The 19,260-nt window shown below is 74.9% G+C and carries 21 protein-coding genes; 12 read left to right on the forward strand and 9 right to left on the reverse strand.

The genetic code is table 11. The features are described 5' to 3' along the window. The first annotated feature begins 72 nt into the window (after positions 1 to 72). The 5 genes from IE330_RS09825 (at position 73) to IE330_RS09845 (ending at position 4,955) form a co-directional block, all read left to right on the forward strand. Entirely contained in the window at positions 73 to 654 is a 582-nt protein-coding gene (locus IE330_RS09825) for a DJ-1/PfpI family protein (RefSeq protein WP_308438994.1), read from the forward strand. 97 nt (positions 655 to 751) lie between these two features. Continuing rightward, positions 752 to 1,507: a DJ-1/PfpI family protein gene (locus IE330_RS09830; RefSeq protein ID WP_190135515.1), complete on the forward strand. Its 756-nt coding sequence runs from the start codon at positions 752 to 754 to the stop codon at positions 1,505 to 1,507. 175 nt (positions 1,508 to 1,682) lie between these two features. Then, positions 1,683 to 2,609: an NADP-dependent oxidoreductase gene (locus tag IE330_RS09835; protein ID WP_190135516.1), complete on the forward strand. Its 927-nt coding sequence runs from the start codon at positions 1,683 to 1,685 to the stop codon at positions 2,607 to 2,609. A 58-nt stretch (positions 2,610 to 2,667) separates the two neighbouring features. Next, on the forward strand, positions 2,668 to 3,603 hold the full coding sequence (locus tag IE330_RS09840; RefSeq protein ID WP_190135517.1) for an AraC family transcriptional regulator: 936 nt from the start codon (positions 2,668 to 2,670) through the stop codon (positions 3,601 to 3,603). Between the two features lie 218 nt (positions 3,604 to 3,821). Then, positions 3,822 to 4,955, forward strand: coding sequence for a lactonase family protein (locus IE330_RS09845; RefSeq protein WP_190135518.1), 1,134 nt, complete (start codon positions 3,822 to 3,824; stop codon positions 4,953 to 4,955). 89 nt (positions 4,956 to 5,044) lie between these two features. Here IE330_RS09845 and IE330_RS09850 read toward each other — a convergent pair whose 3' ends face one another. The 4 genes from IE330_RS09850 to IE330_RS09865 form a co-directional block, all read right to left on the reverse strand. Then, on the reverse strand, positions 5,045 to 5,629 hold the full coding sequence (locus IE330_RS09850) for an isochorismatase family protein (RefSeq protein WP_229925522.1): 585 nt from the start codon (positions 5,627 to 5,629) through the stop codon (positions 5,045 to 5,047). 88 nt (positions 5,630 to 5,717) lie between these two features. Beyond that, complete coding sequence (locus tag IE330_RS09855; RefSeq protein ID WP_190135520.1) at positions 5,718 to 6,434, reverse strand: DUF2470 domain-containing protein; 717 nt, start codon at positions 6,432 to 6,434, stop codon at positions 5,718 to 5,720. Positions 6,435 to 6,685: 251 nt separating this feature from the next. Then, on the reverse strand, positions 6,686 to 7,333 hold the full coding sequence (locus IE330_RS09860) for an MBL fold metallo-hydrolase (protein ID WP_190135521.1): 648 nt from the start codon (positions 7,331 to 7,333) through the stop codon (positions 6,686 to 6,688). Next, entirely contained in the window at positions 7,333 to 8,418 is a 1,086-nt protein-coding gene (locus tag IE330_RS09865; RefSeq protein WP_190135522.1) for an S-(hydroxymethyl)mycothiol dehydrogenase, read from the reverse strand. Before IE330_RS09865 ends, IE330_RS09860 begins: the two co-directional genes overlap by 1 nt. A 109-nt stretch (positions 8,419 to 8,527) precedes the next feature. On the opposite strand from IE330_RS09865, the gene IE330_RS09870 reads away from it, so the two are divergent. From IE330_RS09870 to IE330_RS09880, 3 genes are all read left to right on the forward strand, one after another. Continuing rightward, the gene (locus IE330_RS09870; RefSeq protein WP_190135523.1) at positions 8,528 to 9,352 is read left to right on the forward strand and encodes an ABC transporter permease; all 825 of its coding nucleotides are present in this window, start codon (positions 8,528 to 8,530) and stop codon (positions 9,350 to 9,352) included. Positions 9,353 to 9,362: 10 nt separating this feature from the next. Next, positions 9,363 to 9,854: a glutathione peroxidase gene (locus tag IE330_RS09875; RefSeq protein WP_190135524.1), complete on the forward strand. Its 492-nt coding sequence runs from the start codon at positions 9,363 to 9,365 to the stop codon at positions 9,852 to 9,854. Positions 9,855 to 10,275: 421 nt separating this feature from the next. After that, a complete protein-coding gene (locus tag IE330_RS09880; RefSeq protein WP_190135525.1) occupies positions 10,276 to 10,632 on the forward strand; it encodes an STAS domain-containing protein in 357 nt (118 codons plus the stop codon). A 58-nt stretch (positions 10,633 to 10,690) separates the two neighbouring features. Here IE330_RS09880 and IE330_RS09885 read toward each other — a convergent pair whose 3' ends face one another. From IE330_RS09885 to IE330_RS09905, 5 genes are all read right to left on the reverse strand, one after another. Beyond that, a complete protein-coding gene (locus tag IE330_RS09885) occupies positions 10,691 to 11,155 on the reverse strand; it encodes a hypothetical protein (RefSeq protein ID WP_190135526.1) in 465 nt (154 codons plus the stop codon). Positions 11,156 to 11,355: 200 nt separating this feature from the next. Next, positions 11,356 to 12,000: a GNAT family N-acetyltransferase gene (locus IE330_RS09890; protein WP_190135527.1), complete on the reverse strand. Its 645-nt coding sequence runs from the start codon at positions 11,998 to 12,000 to the stop codon at positions 11,356 to 11,358. 289 nt (positions 12,001 to 12,289) lie between these two features. Continuing rightward, complete coding sequence (locus tag IE330_RS09895; RefSeq protein WP_190135528.1) at positions 12,290 to 12,883, reverse strand: helix-turn-helix domain-containing protein; 594 nt, start codon at positions 12,881 to 12,883, stop codon at positions 12,290 to 12,292. A 23-nt stretch (positions 12,884 to 12,906) separates the two neighbouring features. Continuing rightward, positions 12,907 to 13,377: a peptidase inhibitor family I36 protein gene (locus IE330_RS09900; RefSeq protein WP_190135529.1), complete on the reverse strand. Its 471-nt coding sequence runs from the start codon at positions 13,375 to 13,377 to the stop codon at positions 12,907 to 12,909. A gap of 210 nt (positions 13,378 to 13,587) precedes the next feature. Continuing rightward, positions 13,588 to 14,337 carry an AraC family transcriptional regulator gene (locus tag IE330_RS09905; RefSeq protein ID WP_190135530.1) on the reverse strand — a complete coding sequence of 250 codons (750 nt, stop codon included), beginning with the start codon at positions 14,335 to 14,337 and terminating at the stop codon, positions 13,588 to 13,590. Between the two features lie 240 nt (positions 14,338 to 14,577). Here IE330_RS09905 and IE330_RS09915 point away from each other — a divergent pair, with 240 nt between their 5' ends. The 4 genes from IE330_RS09915 to IE330_RS09930 all read left to right on the forward strand — a co-directional run. Next, a complete protein-coding gene (locus tag IE330_RS09915; protein WP_190135532.1) occupies positions 14,578 to 15,882 on the forward strand; it encodes an MFS transporter in 1,305 nt (434 codons plus the stop codon). Between the two features lie 216 nt (positions 15,883 to 16,098). Continuing rightward, entirely contained in the window at positions 16,099 to 16,584 is a 486-nt protein-coding gene (locus IE330_RS09920; RefSeq protein WP_229925523.1) for a GNAT family N-acetyltransferase, read from the forward strand. A 167-nt stretch (positions 16,585 to 16,751) separates the two neighbouring features. Then, the gene (locus IE330_RS09925) at positions 16,752 to 17,945 is read left to right on the forward strand and encodes a carboxylate-amine ligase (RefSeq protein WP_229925524.1); all 1,194 of its coding nucleotides are present in this window, start codon (positions 16,752 to 16,754) and stop codon (positions 17,943 to 17,945) included. A gap of 155 nt (positions 17,946 to 18,100) precedes the next feature. After that, the coding region (locus tag IE330_RS09930; RefSeq protein WP_190135534.1) for a D-alanyl-D-alanine carboxypeptidase family protein at positions 18,101 to 19,260 on the forward strand (1,160 nt) is incomplete at its 3' end.

Genomic DNA, 19,260 nt, shown 5'->3' on the forward strand with positions numbered 1-19,260 from the left:
ATGCCGTCCCCGTCCCGTACCGCTCCCCCGCCGTCCTCCTCGGCCGGCCACCGTCGCCCACGGCGCCTGCGGGTGCACACCGTGCTCTACGACGGCGTGGAGGAGCAGGACTTCGCCGGGCACGTGGAGGTGTTCGGCATCGTGGGCGAGGAACGGCTCGCGCAGTCCTTCGTCACCGTGGACGACTCGCGCCGGGTGCGGACCTCCGCCGGGATCGACATCGTCTGCCGGGACCCGTGGTCGCCCCGCGCGGCCGACGTGATCGTCGTCCCCGGCGCGGGGTACGGCGACGGCTCGGCGCTCCAGCGCGAAGTGCGGCGCGGCGTCCTGCCCGCCGCGCTGGCGGCGGCCCGCGGGAGAGGCCTCGTCCTGGCGGGCGTGTGCACGGGCACCATGCTGCTGTCCGCCGCCGGGCTCACCGCCCGACGCCCCTGCACCACCCACCACATCGCCCTGGACGACCTGCGCGAGCAGGGCGGGCGCGTGACCGCGGGCCGGGTCGTCGACGACGGCGACCTGGTCACCTGCGGGGGCGTCACCTCCGGTATCGACCTGGGGCTCTGGCTCATCGAGCGCTTCTTCGGCGCCGACACGGCCCTGTTCGCCGAGGAGGTCCTCGAGTACGAACGCCGCGGCACGGTCCACGTGGCGTAGCCCCCCGCCCCCCCGGCCCCTCCTGTTCCTCCTGTTCCTCCTGTCCCTCGCCACTGTCCCCACCTGTTCCCCCACCACCACGAGAAGAGACGAACGCATGAACCGACGTACTGTGCTGCGCACCGCGACGGCCCTGGGGGCCGCGGGTCTCACGACCGGCGCCTCCCTCGACGCGGCCTCCGCGGCCGACACGGCCGAGGCGACAGGGGCGACCGGCTCGTCCGCCGCGCGCCCCCGCGGCCCGCTCCGTGTGCACGTCGTGCTGTTCCCAGGCGTGGAGGAGCTCGACCTCGCCGCGCCCTACGAAGTGCTCAGCGCCTCCGACCACTTCACGGACCGCGACGTCGAGGTCCGCTACGTCACCGTGGACGGCCGCCGCGCCGTCGACGCCGCCTTCGGCACCACCTTGCGCGTCCGCCACGGGTGGGCCCCGGAGGAGGCGGACCTCCTCGTCGTCCCCGGCGGCGGATACGCCCGCAAGGACCAGCCCGGGGTCTGGGCGGAGATCCGGCGCGGCACCCTGCCCCGGGCCCTCGCCGAGGCGCGCCGGCCGGGGCTGACCATCGCCGGTCTGTGCACCGGCGTGATGCTGCTCGCCGCCGGCGGCGTCACCCGCGGCCGCCCCTGCACGACCCATCACAAGGCGCGCCCCGACCTGGAACGACAGGGAGGCGTACTGAAGAACGCGCGCGTCGTCGACGACGGCGACCTGGTGACCGCGGGCGGTGTCACCTCGGGCCTCGACCTCGCGCTGTGGCTGGTCCGCCGCGAACTGGGCGTCGACGCCGCCCTGGGCCTGGAGGCCATGCTGGAGTACGAGGCCCGCGGCACGGTCTGGACGTCCCGCTCCTAGGAGCTTCTCCACTTCTCGGTGTTTCTCCCCGCCGGTGAGACGACGGGACATTTTCTGGAGCGTGCGAGATATTCAACGGCTCGTTCGATCTTCCTAGGGTTGAGCACATCAACCAGCCGGGCCGGTACGCGGAACGACTCCGCGGCCGCGCCCTCACCCTCAGGGAGACCCTGTCATGCGCGCTGTCATCCAGAAGTCCTTCGGCGGTCCCGAGGTCCTGGAGACCGTCGAGACCGAGCGCCCCGCGCCGCTCGGCGGCGAAGTCCTCGTCCGGGTGCACGCCAGCGGCGTCAACCCGGTCGACCTGGCTGTCAGGTCGGGCGCGTACCCGCTGCTCGGCCAGCCTCCGTACGGCGTGGGCTGGGACATCTCCGGCGTCGTCGAGGAGGCGGGCCCCGGCGCCCGGTTCAAGCCGGGCGACGAGGTGTTCGGCATGCCGTTCTTCCCGCGTGCGGCCACCGCGTACGCGGACTACGTCGCCGTGCCGTCGCGGCAGGTGGCCCGCAAGCCCGCCTCCGTCGACCACGTGCACGCCGCCGCCCTCCCGCTGGCCGCGCTCACCGCCTGGCAGGGCCTGGTCGACGCGGCCGGGCTCGAGGCGGGGCAGCGGGTGCTGGTCCACCGCGCGGCGGGCGGCGTCGGGCACTTCGCGGTGCAGATCGCGAAGGCGCGCGGCGCGCACGTGACGGCGCTGGCGAGCGCCCCCAAGCACGCGTTCGTACGCGAACTGGGCGCCGACGAGGTCGTCGACTACCGGGCCGTCGACTTCACCGAGGCGGTCGGGGACCTCGACGTCGTCTTCGACTCCTCGTCCGAGGGCACGCGTTCGCTGTCGGTGCTGCGCCCCGGCGGAACCCTGGTGAGCATCATGGAGCACGGCGACCGGGAGCTGGCCGCGCGGGTCGAGGAGGCGGGCCGCCGCTTCGCGGGGGTCTCCGTCGAGCCGGACTACGCCTCGCTGGAGGCGATCGCGCGGCTCGTCGACGCCGGGCGCGTCCGGCCGCACGTGTCGGCGACGTTCGACCTGACCGAGGCAGCCCGGGCCCACGAGCTGGTCGCGTCCGGCCGTACGCAGGGCAAGGTGGTGCTGACGGTGGCCTGAGCGGGTGGCGCTAGGGTGGCGGGCCGGTGATCGTGTGCGGGGGACGGAGGGGCGGGACGTGGACATCCTGACCGAGGCGCTGGCGTCGATGCGGACCGGGAGTCCCACGTCCGTGCGCACCGAGGGCCGGGCCCCCTGGGGCCTGCGCCTGCCCGCCGTCGCCGGTGCCGGGTTCCACGTGGTGCTGTCCGGCACCTGCTGGCTGGTCCCGCTGGACGCGCCGCACCTGTCGCCGCTCGCGCTCAGCGCCGGCGACGTGGTGTTCCTGCGTGACGGCACCGCCCACGCCCTCGCCGACCACCCCTCCACACCGGCCGAGCCGGAGCGGCCCGAGCAGTTCAGTCCCGGCTCGCCGCTCGGGACGGTCACGCTCGGCGGGGACGGCCCCCGCGCCAGCCTGCTGTGCGGCAACTACCACCTCGACCGGGGGCGCCCGCACCCGCTCGTGCGCCAGCTCCCCGAGGTCGTGCGCCTGTCCACCGGCCACGGCCGCCACCCCCAGCTCGGCGCCGCCGTCCAGCTCCTCGGCACCGAGCTGGAGCACCCCCGCCTCGGCTCCGCGGGCATCGTGCCGGGGCTCATCGACTCGCTGCTGCTGTACATCCTGCGGGCCTGGCTGGAGGAGCAGCCGCCCGCCGCCACCAAGGGCTGGGCCGCCGCGCTCGGGGACTCCGCGGTCGCCCCGGCCCTGGCCGCGATCCACGCGGAGCCGGCCGCGCAGTGGACCGTCGAGTCCCTCGCCGAGCGGGCGGGCCTGTCCCGCGCGGCCTTCGCCCGTCGCTTCGCCACCCTGGTGGGCGAGCCGCCGATGGCGTACGTGACGCGCTGGCGCATGACGACGGCCGCCCGGCTCCTGCGCGAGTCCGAGGCACCGCTCACGACGGTCGCGGCCCGCACCGGCTACGGCTCCGAGTACGCCTTCGCCAAGGCCTTCAAGCGCGAGTACGGCCAGGCCCCCGGCGGCTACCGGCGCCGCTCCCGCGCCGCCGCCTGACGAGCGCCCCCGCGCCCTCGCCGCTGCCCGCGGAACAGCCACCCTGTCCGCGCGGCGCCGCCCGTGCCCCGGCATGACCGACGTGCCGGACACCTCCGCGTTGCACAGGATGCAACTCGCGATGCACCTCTTGCTTGTTCAACCGTTACGGGTCCAGGGTGTCTGCCACACGGCTCACACAGCTCACACGTTCCCCCACCGACACGTGAGGTTCAGCCATGGACAGACGACGGTTCATCGGTACGACGCTCGCCGCGACGGCCCTCGCGGGGGTCGCGGCGCCCGCGGCGGCCGCCGCCCCCGGCCCCCGCCGCGACCGGCCCCTCTTCCTCGGCACGTACACCTCCGCGCCGGGCGGCGGCACGGGCATCGGGCTCGCCGCGTACGACGAGGTGACGGGGCGCGTCAGGACCACCGGGGTGCTGGCCGGGGTGCCCGACCCGTCGTATCTGGTGCCGCACCCCTCGGGCCGGACGCTGTACTGCGTCAACGAGCGGCCCCAGGGGGGTGTGACCGCCGTGGCGCTCTCCCCCGACGGCGGCCACCGCGTGCTGGGCACGCGCGACACCGGGGGCGCGGGACCCTGCCACCTGTCCGTGCACCCCGGCGGCCGCTGGCTGCTGAGCGCCAACTACAGCTCCGGCAGCGTGGCCGTGCACCCCGTCGCGGCGTCGGGGGCGCTCGGCGAGCGCACCGACCTCGTCACACACACGCAGCCGCCCCCGGGTCCCGGCCAGAGCGGCCCGCACGCCCACCAGGTCGTGACCTCCCCGGACGGCCGCCACGTGCTGGCCGTCGACCTCGGGACCGACACCGTGTACACCTACCGCCTCGACACGGGGGCGGGCACCCTGCGCCTGGTCGCCCAGGCGTCGCTGCGGCCCGGCGCCGGACCCCGGCATCTGGCGTTCCACCCCTCGGGGCGCTTCGCGTACGTCGCCGACGAGTTGGACAACACCGTGGTGGTCTGCGCGTACGACCCCGCCGACGGGCGCCTCACCCCCGGCGCGCCGCAGTCCACGGGGACACCGCCCGGGGTCACCAACTATCCGGCGCAGCCGCTCGTCACGCGCGACGGCCGCTTCGTGTTCCTGGCCAACCGCGGGCACAACTCGCTCGCGCGGTACGCCGTCGAGCGGGGCGGCGCCCGGCTGCGGCTCCTGGGCACCACGCCGGTGGGCGGGGACTTCCCGCGCCACCTCGCCTTCTCCCCCTCGCAGCGGCTGCTGTTCACCGCCAATCAGCGGTCCGGCTCGGTGAGCGTCTTCCGGGTCGACGCGCGGACGGGCGAACTGACCCTGGCCGGGGAGCCGTTCGCCGCGCCGGTCGCCGTGTGCGTGCTGCCGCTGTAGGTGCCGCAGTCCCGCGGGGCGGCGGTGTCCGCCACCCCGCGGGACGGCGAGAGCACCCCGGCTCCCGGGCCGCTCCCGGCGGGCGCGGCTCAGGGGGCGACGAAGCTGACGTCGTCCGCGCCGGGCACGATCTCGACCTCGTCGCCGAGCGCCCACTCGGCGACACGCGACACGGTCGCCGCGGGCACGGCGTCGCTGATGCCCTCGGCCGCCGGGATGTCGTACGTGCCGTGGGCGTCGTGGGGCATGACCACGCGGAACTCCAGGTCGAGCGCGGTGCGCGCGGTGGCGCTGACGCACATCTCCGACATCACGCCGCAGATGGCGAACGAGGAGACGTCCTCCTCGCGCAGCAGGTCCTCCAGTTCGGTGTCCTCGAAGCCGTCGTCGTACAGCTTGCGGATCACGACCTCGCCGCGGTCGGTGTCCACGGGGAAGTGGAGCCGCCAGCCGGGCGTGCCCGGCTCGTCGGAGGCGCCCTCGGGGCCGTCGTTCTGGAGCTGGACGATGAGGACGTCCGCCGCGCGGGCCTTGGCGATGAGCTGCCCGGTGCGCTGGAGCACACGTTCGGCGTGGGGGATGGCGTCGTGGCCGGAGACGAAGGCGGACTGCATGTCGACGACGATCAGGGCCTGGACCGGATCGTTGGGCAAGGACTTACTCTGCGCGCTCATGGCGCCCATCATGCCTGGGCCGCCTCCGTGACCGGCACCGACCCCGCCGTTGCGCCGCCGCGCCATCTCGCGCGCGGGGCGCGGCGGTTCAGGCCTCCGGCGGCGCCGGGCGCAGCGCGGGGCGGCGCAGCAGCCGGGCCTTGGTGAGCAGGGCGTGCATCCGCTCGGTCACCTGGCCGAGGTCCTCCACGGGGGCGTGGAAGGCCAGGCGTACGTCGGCCTGGCTGCTGACGCGCTCCAGGCGCAGCGTGAGGCCGTACCGGTCGATGGCGAGGGGTTTGACGGCGACGACGCCGCTCAGGCTCTCGGCCGCGATGAGCCGGGTGAGCTGTTCGACGGCGTCGGGGTGGGAGTCGGCGAGGTGCGTCAGGAGCCGTGACTCGGCGTGGGCGAGCGGGTCGTGGTCGGCCAGGGCGAACTCCTCGAGGTCGATGCCGGTACGCCCGTAGGTGTCGTGCAGCACGACGGCGACCGGCTCGAAGAGCAGCTCGTCGCGGGCGGCCGTGAGCGAGCCGGAGAGCCAGAGCCGGGCGCGCACCCGGTCCCGTACGGGCACCGGCGCGACGTCGGCGAACTCCACGAGCGTGGTGGGCTCCCCGCGTGGCGCGCAGATGAGGGCGGCGGCCAGGGCGCTGTCCGGCGGCGGGTCGAGGCGCACCGCGCCGCGCTCGGTGACGCTGTGGGCGCCGAGGAGCTCGTCCCTGCCGATCTCGGTGGTCACCGCGCAGGACCAGGCGGTGGCCAGCACGGAGCGGGCGCGGGCCGCCGCCGCGGGCATGGTCGTGCTGACGTGTCGGACACCCATCTCCAACCTCCATTAGGTAAGCCTTGCCTAACTTATCGGAGATCGGGGATGGCAGCCACCACTTCCTGGCGTGGGCGCCTTGAGCGGTGGAACGGGGTCGCGCCCCGGGGCCCGGCTACTGGTGGGGCTTTGCCCCTGGGCCCCGGGGCTCATATGGGGCTTCGCCCCTTTCCCCCTTTTTGGCGCTTCGCGCCTCGTCCTCAAGCGCCGGACGGGCCGGCACTCCCCCGCGCGACCCTCGGATGTGCGGGTCAGTGGCCGCGGGCGATCCACTCCTCCACGTGGCCGGCCTCGTCGCCGATCGTCGTGTTGTCGCCGTGGCCGGTGCGTACGACCGTCTCCGGCGGCAGCGTCAGGAGCCGCTCGCGGATCGACTCGATGATCGTCGGGAAGTCGCTGAAGGACCGGCCGGTGGCGCCCGGGCCGCCCGCGAACAGCGTGTCCCCGGTGAACACGGTGCCGAGCGCGGGGGCGTAAAGACTGACGGCGCCGCGGCAGTGGCCCGGGGTGTGCAGCACCTTCAACGTCGCCCCGGCGACGGCCAGTTCCTGCCCGTCGGCCAGGTCGCCGTCCGGCGCGCGGTCGGGGTGGGTCAGCTTCCACAGCTCCAGGTCGTCCGGGTGCAGCAGGACGGGCGCCCCGGTGCGGTCGGCGAGCGCGGGCGCGGCGTCCACGTGGTCGTCGTGGGCGTGGGTGCACACGATCGCGACGACCCGCCGGCCGCCCACGGCCGCCGCGATGGCGTCGGCGTCGTGCGCGGCGTCGACGACGAGGACCTCGCGGTCGTCGCCGACGATCCACACGTTGTTGTCGACGTCCCAGGTGCCGCCGTCGAGGGAGAACGTGCCGGAGGTGACGAGGTGCTCGACGCGGACCGGGCCCGCCGTCGCGGGGGCCATCAGAAGACCACCACCGAGCGCAGCACGTCGCCGTGGTGCATCCGCTCGAAGGCCTTCTCGACCTCGTCGAGCGCGATGGTCTCGGTCACGAACGCGTCCAGGTCCAGGCGGCCCTGCCGGTACAGGTCGATGAGCATCGGGAAGTCCCGCGACGGCAGGCAGTCCCCGTACCAGCTCGACTTGAGCGCGCCGCCGCGCCCGAAGACGTCGAGCAGCGGCAGGTCGATGCGCATGTCCGGGGTCGGCACGCCCACCAGGACGACCGTGCCCGCGAGATCACGGGCGTAGAAGGACTGCTCGTACGTCTCCGGGCGGCCGACGGCCTCGATGACGACGTCGGCGCCGAAGCCGCCGGTGGCCTCCCGGACGGCCTCGACCGGGTCGGTGGAGCGGGAGTTGACGGTGTGCGTGGCGCCGAGGCCGCGGGCGGTCTCCAGCTTCCGGTCGTCCACGTCGACCGCGATGATCTTCGCGGCGCCGGCGAGGCGCGCGCCCACGACGGCCGCGTTGCCCACGCCGCCGCAGCCGATGACGGCGACGGAGTCGCCGCGGCCGACGCCACCGGTGTTGATGGCGGCGCCGATGCCCGCCATCACGCCGCAGCCGAGCAGGCCCGCGGCGGCCGGGGACGCTGCCGGGTCGACCTTGGTGCACTGCCCGGCGGCGACCAGGGTCTTCTCCGCGAACGCGCCGATGCCGAGCGCGGGCGTCAGCTCGGTGCCGTCGGCGAGGGTCATCTTCTGCCGCGCGTTGTGCGTGTCGAAGCAGTACTGCGGGCGGCCGCGCAGGCAGGCCCGGCACTGGCCGCACACCGCGCGCCAGTTGAGGACGACGAAGTCACCGGGCGCGACCTCCGTGACGCCCTCCCCCACCGTCTCCACGACACCCGCGGCCTCGTGGCCGAGCAGGAAGGGGAAGTCGTCGTTGATACCGCCTTCGCGGTAGTGCAGATCGGTGTGGCAGACCCCGCAGGCCTGGACCTTCACCACGGCTTCGCCCGGCCCCGGGTCCGGCACGGTGACCGTCTCGATCCGTACCGGTTCGCCCTTCGCGCGTGCGATCACGCCGCGCACTTGCTGCGCCATGACTCCTCGCCCTTCTGTCGCTGCGTACGTCCGTCCCGCGCGCTCGCCCCGCCCAGGGCCGAACGCGCCGGTAGGAGGAGCGTACGGCCACCCCGCCTAGGGTGTGCGTGTGCCTGTCCTCGCTGCTCAGACCCTGCTGCCGGTCACCGCGACGCTCGGCGCCGCCCTGCTGGTCCTGCTCGTCGCCGCGGCCGCGACGACTGCCGTGTTCCGGCTCTCGCCGGACGGCTCCCGCGCCCGGGCCCGCGAGGTCGCGGTGGCCGGGGTCCGGGCGACGGCCCAGCTCGCCGCGGTCTCCCTGCTCATCGGCTGGGTGGTGCGGCACGTCCCGGCCCTGTTCGCCTTCCTGCTGCTGATGTTCGCCGTGGCGACCAGGACGGCGGGGCGCCGCATCACGCCGAACGGCACCTGGTGGTGGGCGGCGGTGCCCCTGGCCGCGCCCGTCGCGCCGGTCGTCGCCGCGCTCGCGCTCGCCGGGCTCGTACCGGTACGGGGCATCGCCATGATCCCCGTGACCGGCATCCTCATCGGCGGCGCGCTCACCGCCACCGTCCTCGCCGGGCGCCGGGCCCTGGACGAGCTGCGCACCCGGCACGGCGAGTTCGAGGCGGGCCTGGCCCTCGGCCTGCTCCCGCACGACGCCCGCCTGGAGCTCGTCCGCCCCGCCGCGTCCGACGCCCTGCTGCCCGGGCTCGACCAGACCCGCACCGTCGGGCTCGTCACGCTCCCCGGCGCGTTCGTGGGCATGCTGCTCGGCGGCGCCTCCCCGGTGCAGGCGGGTGCGGTGCAGCTCTTCGTCCTCGTCGCCCTGATGGCCGTGCAGGCCATCGCCACGGCCGTCACCGTGGAGCTGGTCGCCCACGGCAGACTGCACCGCGAGGAGCCGCCGGAGGCCACCGCACCCGGCTCCCCGCGCGCCGCGGCCGGGGCGTAGGCTCCGCGGCATGTCTGTCTACGACGCAGTAGAGATCGAGAGCCTCCAGGGCGGCCCGGCGAACCTGGCCCAGTACCGGGGCAAGGCCGTCCTGATCGTCAACGTCGCCTCCAAGTGCGGCCTCACCCCGCAGTACGCGGGCCTGGAGCGGCTCCAGGAGACCTACGGGCCGCGCGGCTTCACCGTCCTCGGGGTGCCGTGCAACCAGTTCATGGGGCAGGAGCCCGGCACGTCCGCGGAGATCGCCGAGTTCTGCTCCGCGACGTACGGCGTGACCTTCCCCATGACCGAGAAGGTCGACGTCAACGGCGACGGCCGCCACCCGCTGTACCAGCGCCTGGTGACCACCGCGGACGCCGAGGGCCACACCGGTGACATCCGGTGGAACTTCGAGAAGTTCCTGATCTCCGCCGACGGTACGGTCGCGGCCCGCTTCTCGCCGCAGACCGAGCCGGAGTCCCCCGAGGTGGTGGCCGCGATCGAGGCGGCGCTGCCCGCCTGAGGCGCCTGAGGCGGGAGAGAACCGACCTTCGGCGAATGGCGCCCTGTATGCCCTGAAATGCCATGGTGCAAACTCTTCCCCGGGGCGCGTCCGCCATATATGTGGCCCTGGATCACGGCGGTTGACCCCGCCGTGGCCCGGCCACCGGCCGCCGCGTTGTACAGGGTATGGAGACCGACGACGCAACCCCCCACGTACTCGCCCAGCTCGTCGGCGCGTACTGGCTCGACTCCCCCCACCTGCCCCAGCCGCACCGCTGCTGCGCCTCGCACGACACGCCCCTGAACTGCGAGAACGACGACCCCGGCCCGCCCCGTGGCCGCTCCCGGCCCGCCCGGAAGGCGTGCGCGGCCCGCCGTGCGCGGAGCGCCGTCCGACCCGGGGCCGAGGCACCGCCGACCATTCGATAGGTACTTCTCCCATGGCGTCGAGCAACCCGTTGACCGTGGACGTCGTCGATGTCCTCGACGCCGTGCTCATCAGGGCGAGCGGCGATCTGGACCTGGCCACCGTGGACCAGCTCGCCGACGCCCTCGCGCGGACGGAACACCGCGCCTGCGAACTCGACCTGGCCCAAGTGACGTTCGCCGACTCCACCGCGCTGAACCTGCTGCTCGCGCACCACCGCCGGGCCACGGCCAAGGGCGGCGTGCTACGCCTCATCGGCGTCTCCGAGCCGCTGCGGGTCATCCTCGACCTCACCGGGACCGCGCACCTCTTCCAGCCCGACTACGGCCCCGAGCCCGGCGCCGACTCCGGCCCGGACGCCTCCGGGTGACTCCGGCCCGGCCCCACCGGCCGGGCCGGGGCCCGCCGCGGGGCGCGGCCCGCACCGGCTAGTACCAGGCGCCGCACCAGACGTAGGCGCCGGCGCTGTTGACGGTGCAGGTCCTGACCTTCAGGTCCTTGATCTTCACGTTCGGGTCGGTGTGCAGGCTGGTGTGCACACCGGTGTCGCCGCTGTCCGCGACGGTGTTGAGGGTGCGCGTCACGGGCTTCCAGGTGCCGCCGCTCAGCCAGGAGTAACCGGCCTCCAGGCGGGCGTCGTTGCCGTCCTTCTTGAGGTCCCACATGTTCCCGTAGACCCCGCCCTTGTCCGCCTCCCAGTCCACGCGGACGAGGATCCGCGACCCCTGGGTGCCGTCGTGCGGGCTGAGGACGGTCCGGTTCCCGGCGTACTGGACCTCGCCGGCGACCCAGTGCTCGGGCGCGGCCGACGCGGGCGCGACCGCGGTCACCGTGGCGAGCGCGGCTCCGGCCAGCGGTACGAGGACACGCGTGGACACCTTGGTGAACTGCACAACTCCCCCTTCTGTGCCCGCGTCGCGGGGCGCGGCTCCGCCCCGGGCCACGGGCTCGGTGATCAGGCGGCCCACCCAAACACGCCGCCGCGGGGCTTGTCATCGGCTCCAGGGGGTGCCGCCCCTGCCGCGGGTGGCGTTCTCGCCATATAGGGGTCGGGGCGGGGTCCGGGGCACCGAGGCGGCTCCGGCGCCGCGCCCTACGACACCTCGTACGGCCGGTAGACGCACGCCGCCAGCGGGGCCCGGAGCGTCCAGCCCAGCGTCTCGTACAGGGCGCGCCCCTCGTCGGTCGCACCCAGGACGCCCCGGCGGGCACCGCGCGCCAGCGCGTCCTGCGCGAGGGCGCGCATCACGTAGCCGCCGAGGCCGCGGCGGCGGTGCGCCGGGTCGGTGACGACGCGGTCCACGACGGCCGCCTCGCCCAGGACGGCCATCTGCCCCTGGGCGGCGAGCGCACCCGCCCCGTCGCGCACGCGCAGGAAGGTGACGCCGTCGCGGGTCTCGGTCGCGGGCGTGTAGCCGTCCGGCAGCGCCGGGGCCGTCGGCCGGAAGTCCACGGCCATCAGGTAGCCGGACTCCTCCTTGTCGACCACCCACCCCTCCGGCAGCCACGGCTCGACACCCTCCGGTTCCGCGGGCACCTTCAGCCAGGTGTCCGGCACGCTCACCGAGGCGGCCGCCGCGCGCACGGCGGACTCGGTGGCGTGCGGCAGCACATGGCGCCCCACCTGGCCGGGGCCGCGCACGTCGAGGTACACCCCCCAGGGCCGTACCAGCGGTTGCGGCGTACGCCGCGACACGGCCCAGCCCGCCGCCCAGGTCCTGACAAGTTCCGCCACCATGCGGTCCTCCAGAGGTGTCGTCGTGTGCGCGCGTTCCGCGCTGCGCGGTCGCACCTTGCGCTGCGCTTGTGCAGTAAAACGCACACTAGACCAAAATATTGCTCGCGTGGAGGGGTTTTCCTACCGCCGGAGCGCAGGGAGAAGGGCCGCAATGGCCGTCCCAGCAGGCGCGGTTGCGGCATCGCCGCCCGGCGGAGGAGAGGCCCGCGGAGGTCGCGGCGGTATCGGCAGAGGTCGCGGCGGCGTCGGTGGGGGCAGCCGCCGGGGCGTCAGTACAGGGCCGGGGGCGTCAGTACAGGCTGGAGAAGAGCACGACGACCATCTGCGCGGGTTCGTCGCCGTCGTTGCGGAAGGTGTGCGGGTGACCGGCGGCCCACTGGAGGCAGTCCCCCGCACGCAGGACGTGGTCGATGCCGTGGTACCGGGCCACGAGCGTGCCCCGGGTGACCATGACCAGGTCGGTCCCCTCGTGCTGGAGGTCCTCGGTCAGACCGCTGTGCGGCGCGAAGTCCCCGGTGACGACCTGGTAGCCCAGCTCCGACGCCCGCAGCAGCCGGTAGACGACGCCGGGGGCGCGTTCGAAGGTCTCCTGCTCCTCCCTCGGGTACAGCGAGGGCGTCGCACGGCCGCGCGAGAAGCCGAGGAAGGAGCCGACGTCGTGGCCGAACACCTTGGCCAGGCGCCCGAGCCGCTCCAGGGCGATGTCGGTCTCACCGCGCTCCAGGGCGGCCAGGAAGGACACGGACAGGCCGCACTCGGCGGCCACTTGGCGCAGCGACATGCCCCGCTGCGTGCGCAGCCGGTGCAGCACCTCGCCGGGCGGCGGGAAGCCCAGCTCCGGATCCCTGGTGGTCGTGCGGGGCGAGGGGTCCGGAGCAGCCATGCCCGCATCCTATGGCCGTCGCGTCAGCGCGCGGGGCCCCGCCCGCCCTCGCCGGGCGGGGTGCCGCAGCTCGGGCCGCCGGGCCCGTCGAACTGCACCGAGCTGAAGAAGTCCTGGTAGGCGGGGAAGAAGTTGCCCTTGCCGGTCGGGCCGGAGGACGTGACGGCCGTACAGCCGGAGTACTGCGCCTCGGACCAGAGGTAGATGGTGGAGGCTGTGCGGTTCCAGTCGGACTTGGACCGGTCGTCCATGCCGAGTGCCGCGAGGTCGGGGGTGTTGCCCCGGAGCGTGACCATGTCGCCCGAGCCGTCGAGGCCCGAGAACATGCAGTAGTAGCCGTCGGGGCACCGGTCGTACCCGTCGGCCTCGGGTGCCGTGGCCGCCGTGGCGGAGCCCGCGGGGCCCGCGGTGGCCGGTACCAGGGTGGCGGCCGCGGCGGCCACCGCCGCGACCAGCACGGGAAGCCGCTTCCTCGATGCTCTTGCCTTGCGCATGCTGTTCCGCCTTCGCTGTCGGGGCCCACCAGGTCCGCGGGCTGCGGCCACCGGGTCGGCGGCGCGCGGGCCGGTACGTCGTCCCAGGCTGGTCGACCCGCCGGGCGCGCCGCGATCCCCCACAGGAGCGGCGCACGTCCGGCGCGCCCACGGCGCGCAGGGCGCGCGGGCGCGGTCCGGCAGCGTGCCCGGCGGCGTGTCCTGCGTGGTTCAGGGCCGCCGCTGGTGCGTGCCGGGGGTGTAGCCGAAGAAGCGCCGGAAGACGTCGATGAAGGCGCTCGTCGAGGACCAGCCGCAGCGGTGCGCCACCACGGTGACAGGGGTGTCCTCGGCGAGCATCCGCAGCGCGTGGTAGAGCCGCGACTGGGTGCGCCACTGCGGGAAGGTCATGCCGAGTTCGGCGCGGAACAGGCGGCTGAGCGTACGCTCCCCGACGCCGGTGGCGGCGCCGAGCTCGGCCAGGGTGCGCGGCTCGGCGGGGTGGTCGTGGACGAGCGCGCAGACCGCCGCGAGGCGCGGGTCCTCCGGCGTGGGCAGGCGCACGGGCTGCTGCGGGGAGGCGCGTAACTGGTCGCGCAGTACGGCCCGCAGGCGGCTCCGCTCCGGGCCTGCGTCCTTCGGCCCGCGGGCGTACTCGATGATCAGCTCGCGCAGCAGCGGGCTGACCGCGAGGACGGTCGGCTCGTCAAGGCCCAGCGGGTTGTCGTCGGCGGGCAGGCCGACGAAGTACATCTCCAGGTGCCCGTACGCCCGGTGCGAGTGGACGGTGCCCGCGGGCACCCAGATGGCGCGGGTGCCGGGCGCGCACCACGTACCGGCGTCCGTCGTGACCGCCACGACGCCGGACCCCGCGTAGGCGATCTGGTGGTCGTCGTGGCGGTGCGCGTCGATGCGGTCGCCGGGGCCGAGGACCCGGACGTGGGTGGGGGCGACGGGGGTGTGGCGGATGGGTTCCGGCATGCGTGCGCGGGGCTCACTGGACGGCGGCGGAAGCTGGCGGGTTTCCGTCAGACCTTGGCACTTTATCGGAAGCCCGACAGCCGCCGGGTGGCGACGATCGCATACGTGTCCATGCCTTCTTCGTCTGCTCCCTCTTCGTCTGCTCCCTCTTCGTCTACTTCGTCTACTTCGTCTTCGTCTTCTTCCTCTTCGTCTACTTCGTCTTCGTCGGCTCCCTCCCGCAACAGGCCCCTCACGCTGATGTCCCTGGGCCACACCTGCGTCGACGTCTACCAGGGCGCGGTGGCCGCGCTGGTGCCGTACTTCGTGTCCGAGCGCGCGTACGGCTACGCCGCCGCCTCCGGCATCGTGCTCGCCGCGTCGCTGCTGTCGTCGGTGGTGCAGCCGCTCTTCGGCGCGCTCACCGACCGGTGGGCGCTGCCCTGGCTGCTGCCGGTGAGCACGCTGGTCGGCGGCGCCGGTGTCGCGCTCAGCGGAGTGTTCGGCTCGTACGCCATGACCCTGGCGGTGGTCGCCGTCTCCGGGATCGGTGTCGCCGCCTACCACCCCGAGGCCGCCCGCGTGGCGCGCGTCGCCAGCCGGGGCAGCCACACCGCGATGGGCTGGTTCTCGCTGGGCGGCAACATCGGCTTCGCGACGGCGCCGTTGCTGGTCGCCGCCGTCGTCGCCACCGGGGGCCTGCGCGCGTCACCGCTGCTCGTCGTGCCCGCCCTGGCGGGTGCGGCGCTGTGCGCGGTGGCGCTGCGCGAGATCAGGGCGCCCCTCGCGGCGACGGCGGCGGCCGCCCGCGCGGCCAAGGCCGCCGGTGCCGACGACTGGCCGTCCTTCCTGCGGCTGTCCGGCGCCATCGTGTGCCGCTCGATCGTCTTCGTCGGGCTGAGCACCTTCATCTCCCTGTACGTGCCCGAGCGCTCCGGCGGCGGTGAAGTTGCGGGCACCGTGGCCCTGTTCGTGCTCTACCTGGGCGGGGCGGTGGGCACGGTCGCCGGCGGACAGCTCGCCGCCCGCCACAGCCGGGTCGCGGTGGTCCGCTGGTCGTACGCCCTGACCGTGCTGGCGGTCGCCGGGGTCGTCCTCGTCCCCGGCCCGTCGCTGTACCTGTTCGTGGCGCTCACCTCGGCCGGCCTGTACGTGCCCTTCTCCCTGCACGTGACACTCGGCCAGGACTACCTGCCGAGCCGGGTGGGCACCGCCAGTGGCGTCACCCTGGGCCTGACCGTCAGCGTCGGCGGGGTCGCCAGCCCGCTCATCGGCGCGCTCGCCGACGTCACGTCGCTGCGGACCGCTCTGGCGCCGCTGATCGCGCTGCCCGCGCTCGGCTGGCTCCTGCTCCGCACCCTGCGCGAACCGGCCCAGCCGGAGCCCGTCGCCGAACCGGCCCGGCCGGAGCCCGTCACGGAACCGGCCCGGCCGGAGCCTTCGGCCGCACCGGCCCGGCCGAAGGCTCCGGCACCCGTACCGCCCGCCGAGGCACCTTGTTACGATCACCCGGCGCGCACGGACTCCGCGCCCGCGCACGACTGCCGCTCCGACCAGGGAGGTTGATGAATATGGCCCGCCAGGCCCGTCATCGGCATGCCCAAGTCCGGGCCGCGCAAGGACAGTGAGCGGCCCGGTCGTCCTGACGACCAGGAGTGTCACGTGTCTTTTCCTTCTTCCCCGGTGCCTTCCGACGCCGAAGCGCCCTCCGACTCCGCCGCACGCTCGTCGGCCCCACCCTCGGCAGCCTCACCCGCCTCAGCCACCTCACCGTCCTTCACGGTGACAGGGACTGACCTCACCACCGGCCGGCTCCTGCTGCGCCCGTGGTCGTCCGCCGAGCTCGCCGCCGTCGGTGGCGGCGACCGGCTCGCGGACTGGGCCGAGGACTTCCCCGCCGAGGGCGACGGCGTCATCGCCGGGTTCCTCACCGAGCACCCCGAGGGCCTGCACCCGTACGGCCACCGTCTGATCGTGGAGCGCGACAGCGGCCTCGTGGTGGGCTCGATCGGCCTGTTCTGGCCGCCCCGGGACGGCGCCCTGGAGGTCGGCTACGGCGTGGTGCCGTCCCGCCGGGGCCGCGGCTACGCGCCGGAGGCCGTGCGGACGGTGGTGGCGTACGCCCTGACCGGCCCGGACGTGCACGCCGTGTACGCGACCGTGGAACGGTCGAACCCGGCCTCCGTCCGCGTCCTGGAGAAGGCCGGGCTGCGGCGCTGGAGCGGGGACGCGACCACCGTCCGCTTCCGGGCCGTGGCGGGCGACTGACCCGGCCGGGGCGGGCGGCCGGGCCCCGGTCGCCCGCCCCGGCGTCCGCCGCGCCCGGCGCGGGGGCGCCCGCGCCGGGCGTGCGGGGCCGTACGGCCCTTACTGGCCAGGCATTTGGCGATATCGCGTCAGAGCCGGTCATGGCATCGCGTGCCACCATGGCCGCTATGGGGAACTTCGGGGACATGGCCGGGAACCTCGGTCCGCCACCGGCCGCGCACGACGCCGCCCGGACGGACCACCGGCGGGCACCGGCGGTCACGGTCGGCGTCGAGGAGGAGTACCTCCTGGTCGACCCCGTCTCCCGGAAGCTGAGCCCCAGCGCCGACAAGGTCGTGGCGGGGGCCTGCGGCGAACTCGGGGACCGCGTCTCGACGGAGATCACGCGGTACCAGGTCGAGGGGCGGACCGACCCCCACACCGACCTGGCCGCCCTGGCCCGGCAGCTCCGGGCGACGCGCGGCAGCATCGCGCGGGCGGCCGGGCGCCTGGGGCTGCACATCGTCTCCAGCGGCACACCGGTCCTCGGACACCCGGTGCCCCCGCCCTTCACCGGCGGACCGCGCTACGCCGAGAGCCTCGCGCAGTTCCGCGCCCTCGACCACGAGCAGAGCACCTGCGCCTGCCACATCCACGTCGGCGTGCCCGATCTGCCGACCGCCCTGCGGGTGAGCAACCATGTGCGCCCCTGGCTCCCCGCACTGGTGACGCTGGCGGCGAACTCGCCCTTCTGGGGCGGTCAGGACACCGGGTACGCGAGCTGGCGCACCCTGGTCTGGGGGCGCTGGCCGGTCTCGGGGCCGCCGCCGTTCTTCGAGTCGCAGTCCCACTTCGAGGACCTCGTCGGCGACCTCATCGCCACCGGGACGACCCTGGACCGCGGCGGTGTGTACTGGGACATCAGGCCCTCGCACCACGTGCCCACGGTGGAGGTCCGGGTCGCGGACGCGGCGTCGACGGTCGACGACACCGTGCTGCTCGCGGGCGTCGTCCGCGCCCTGGCCGACACCGCGCTCCAGGAGACGGCCGCCGGGCGCACGCCGCCCCGCCCCGAGCCGGAGATCCTGCGGGCCGCCTGCTGGCGGGCCGCGCGCGACGGCCTCGGCGGTGCCGGCATCGACCTGGCCACGCGCAGACTGGTGCCCGCGGCCGCGCAGGTCGACCGCCTCCTCGACCGCACGAGGCCGGCCCTGGAACGCCACGGCGACCTGCCGCTCGTGAGCGCCGCCTGGGCCCGGCTGCGCGCCCACGGCACCGGCGCGGACCGCCAGCGGGCCGCCTTCCGGCGCCACGGCAACCCGGTCGACGTCGTCGACCACCTCATCGCGTCGACCGCGCGGGCCGAGGACACAGCGGTCTGACCCCGCGAGCCGCAGCACGGGGCCGGGGCCGGGCCCGCCGTGAGGGTCCGCGGGAGCGCCCCGTACCGCCCGAGTGGGGGAGCCGCGGGCACCGTACGGCCCCGGGCGGGCCACGCCGATCTGCGCGCCCCGGGACCCGCTCCTACGGTGGCTGAATGGCCATCAGACTCCTGCCGCCCCCGCTGCGCCGCGCCGTGGTCCGTACGACGGCCCTCACCACGGGGGCGCTGCTCTGCCTCACCGGCACGGCCGCGGGCGCCGAGCCGTCACCCCCCGAGCGGCGGCCCTCGTACTCCTCGACCCTGCTCGACCGGCCCGGCACCCAGGTGCGCCCCGGTGCCGGCGCCCCGGCGCTGCCCGGTGAGGTGTCCGCCCTGTCGTGGGTGGTGGCCGACGCCCGCACGGGCGAGGTCCTGGCCGCGCGCGACGCGCACCGCAAACTGCCGCCCGCCTCCACGCTCAAGGCCCTGTTCGCGCTCGCGGCGCTGCCCCGGCTGCACCCCGACACGCGGCACCGGGTCACGGAGGCCGAGCTGGCGCGCGTCGGCGGCGGCAGCAGCCTGGTGGGCGTGGCCCCCGGGCGCAGCTACCGCGTGGCCGACCTGTGGCGGGGGGTGTTCCTCAGCTCCGGCAACGACGCGGTGCACGTGCTCGCCGCGATGAACGGCGGCATGGACCGCACGCTCCGGCAGATGCGCGCCAAGGCCCGTGCCCTGGGCGCCCGCGACACCCGGGTGGTCTCCCCCGACGGCTACGACGCGCCGGGGCAGGTGTCGTCCGCGTACGACCTGGCGGTGTTCGGCCGGGCGGGGCTCGCGGACCCGCAGTTCGCCCGCTACTGCTCGACGGCGCTCGCCTCCTTCCCGGCGGGCGGCTGGTCGTACCCGATCCAGAACACCAACCGGCTGCTCACCGGCGCGGGCGGCGTGTCCCGCTACCCCGGCCTGATCGGCGTGAAGAACGGCTACACCAGCCGGGCCGGGAGCACCCTCATCGCCGCCGCGCACCGGGGCGCGCGGACCCTCGTGGTGACGGTCATGAACCCGCAGAACGGCGGGCAGGAGACCGTGTACGAGGAGGCCAGGCTGCTGCTCGACTGGGGGTTCGAGGCCGTGCACCGCGTACGGCCGGTGGGTTCGCTGCTCCCGGCGAAGCCGCGGACGGCGCCGGACCAGGCCCGGCCCGCGGGGACCGGCGCGCTGGTGCCGCCGCCCGGCTCCGGCGGCTCCGACTGGCTCGCCATCGTCCTGGGCGGCGCGGGCGCGGCGGCGCTGCTCGCCGGGTGCGCGGTGATCGCCCGGCGGCGCGCGGCCCC

Origin of the sequence: Streptomyces longispororuber, assembly GCF_014656095.1 — a bacterium.
Classification (GTDB): Bacteria; Actinomycetota; Actinomycetes; order Streptomycetales; family Streptomycetaceae; genus Streptomyces; species Streptomyces longispororuber.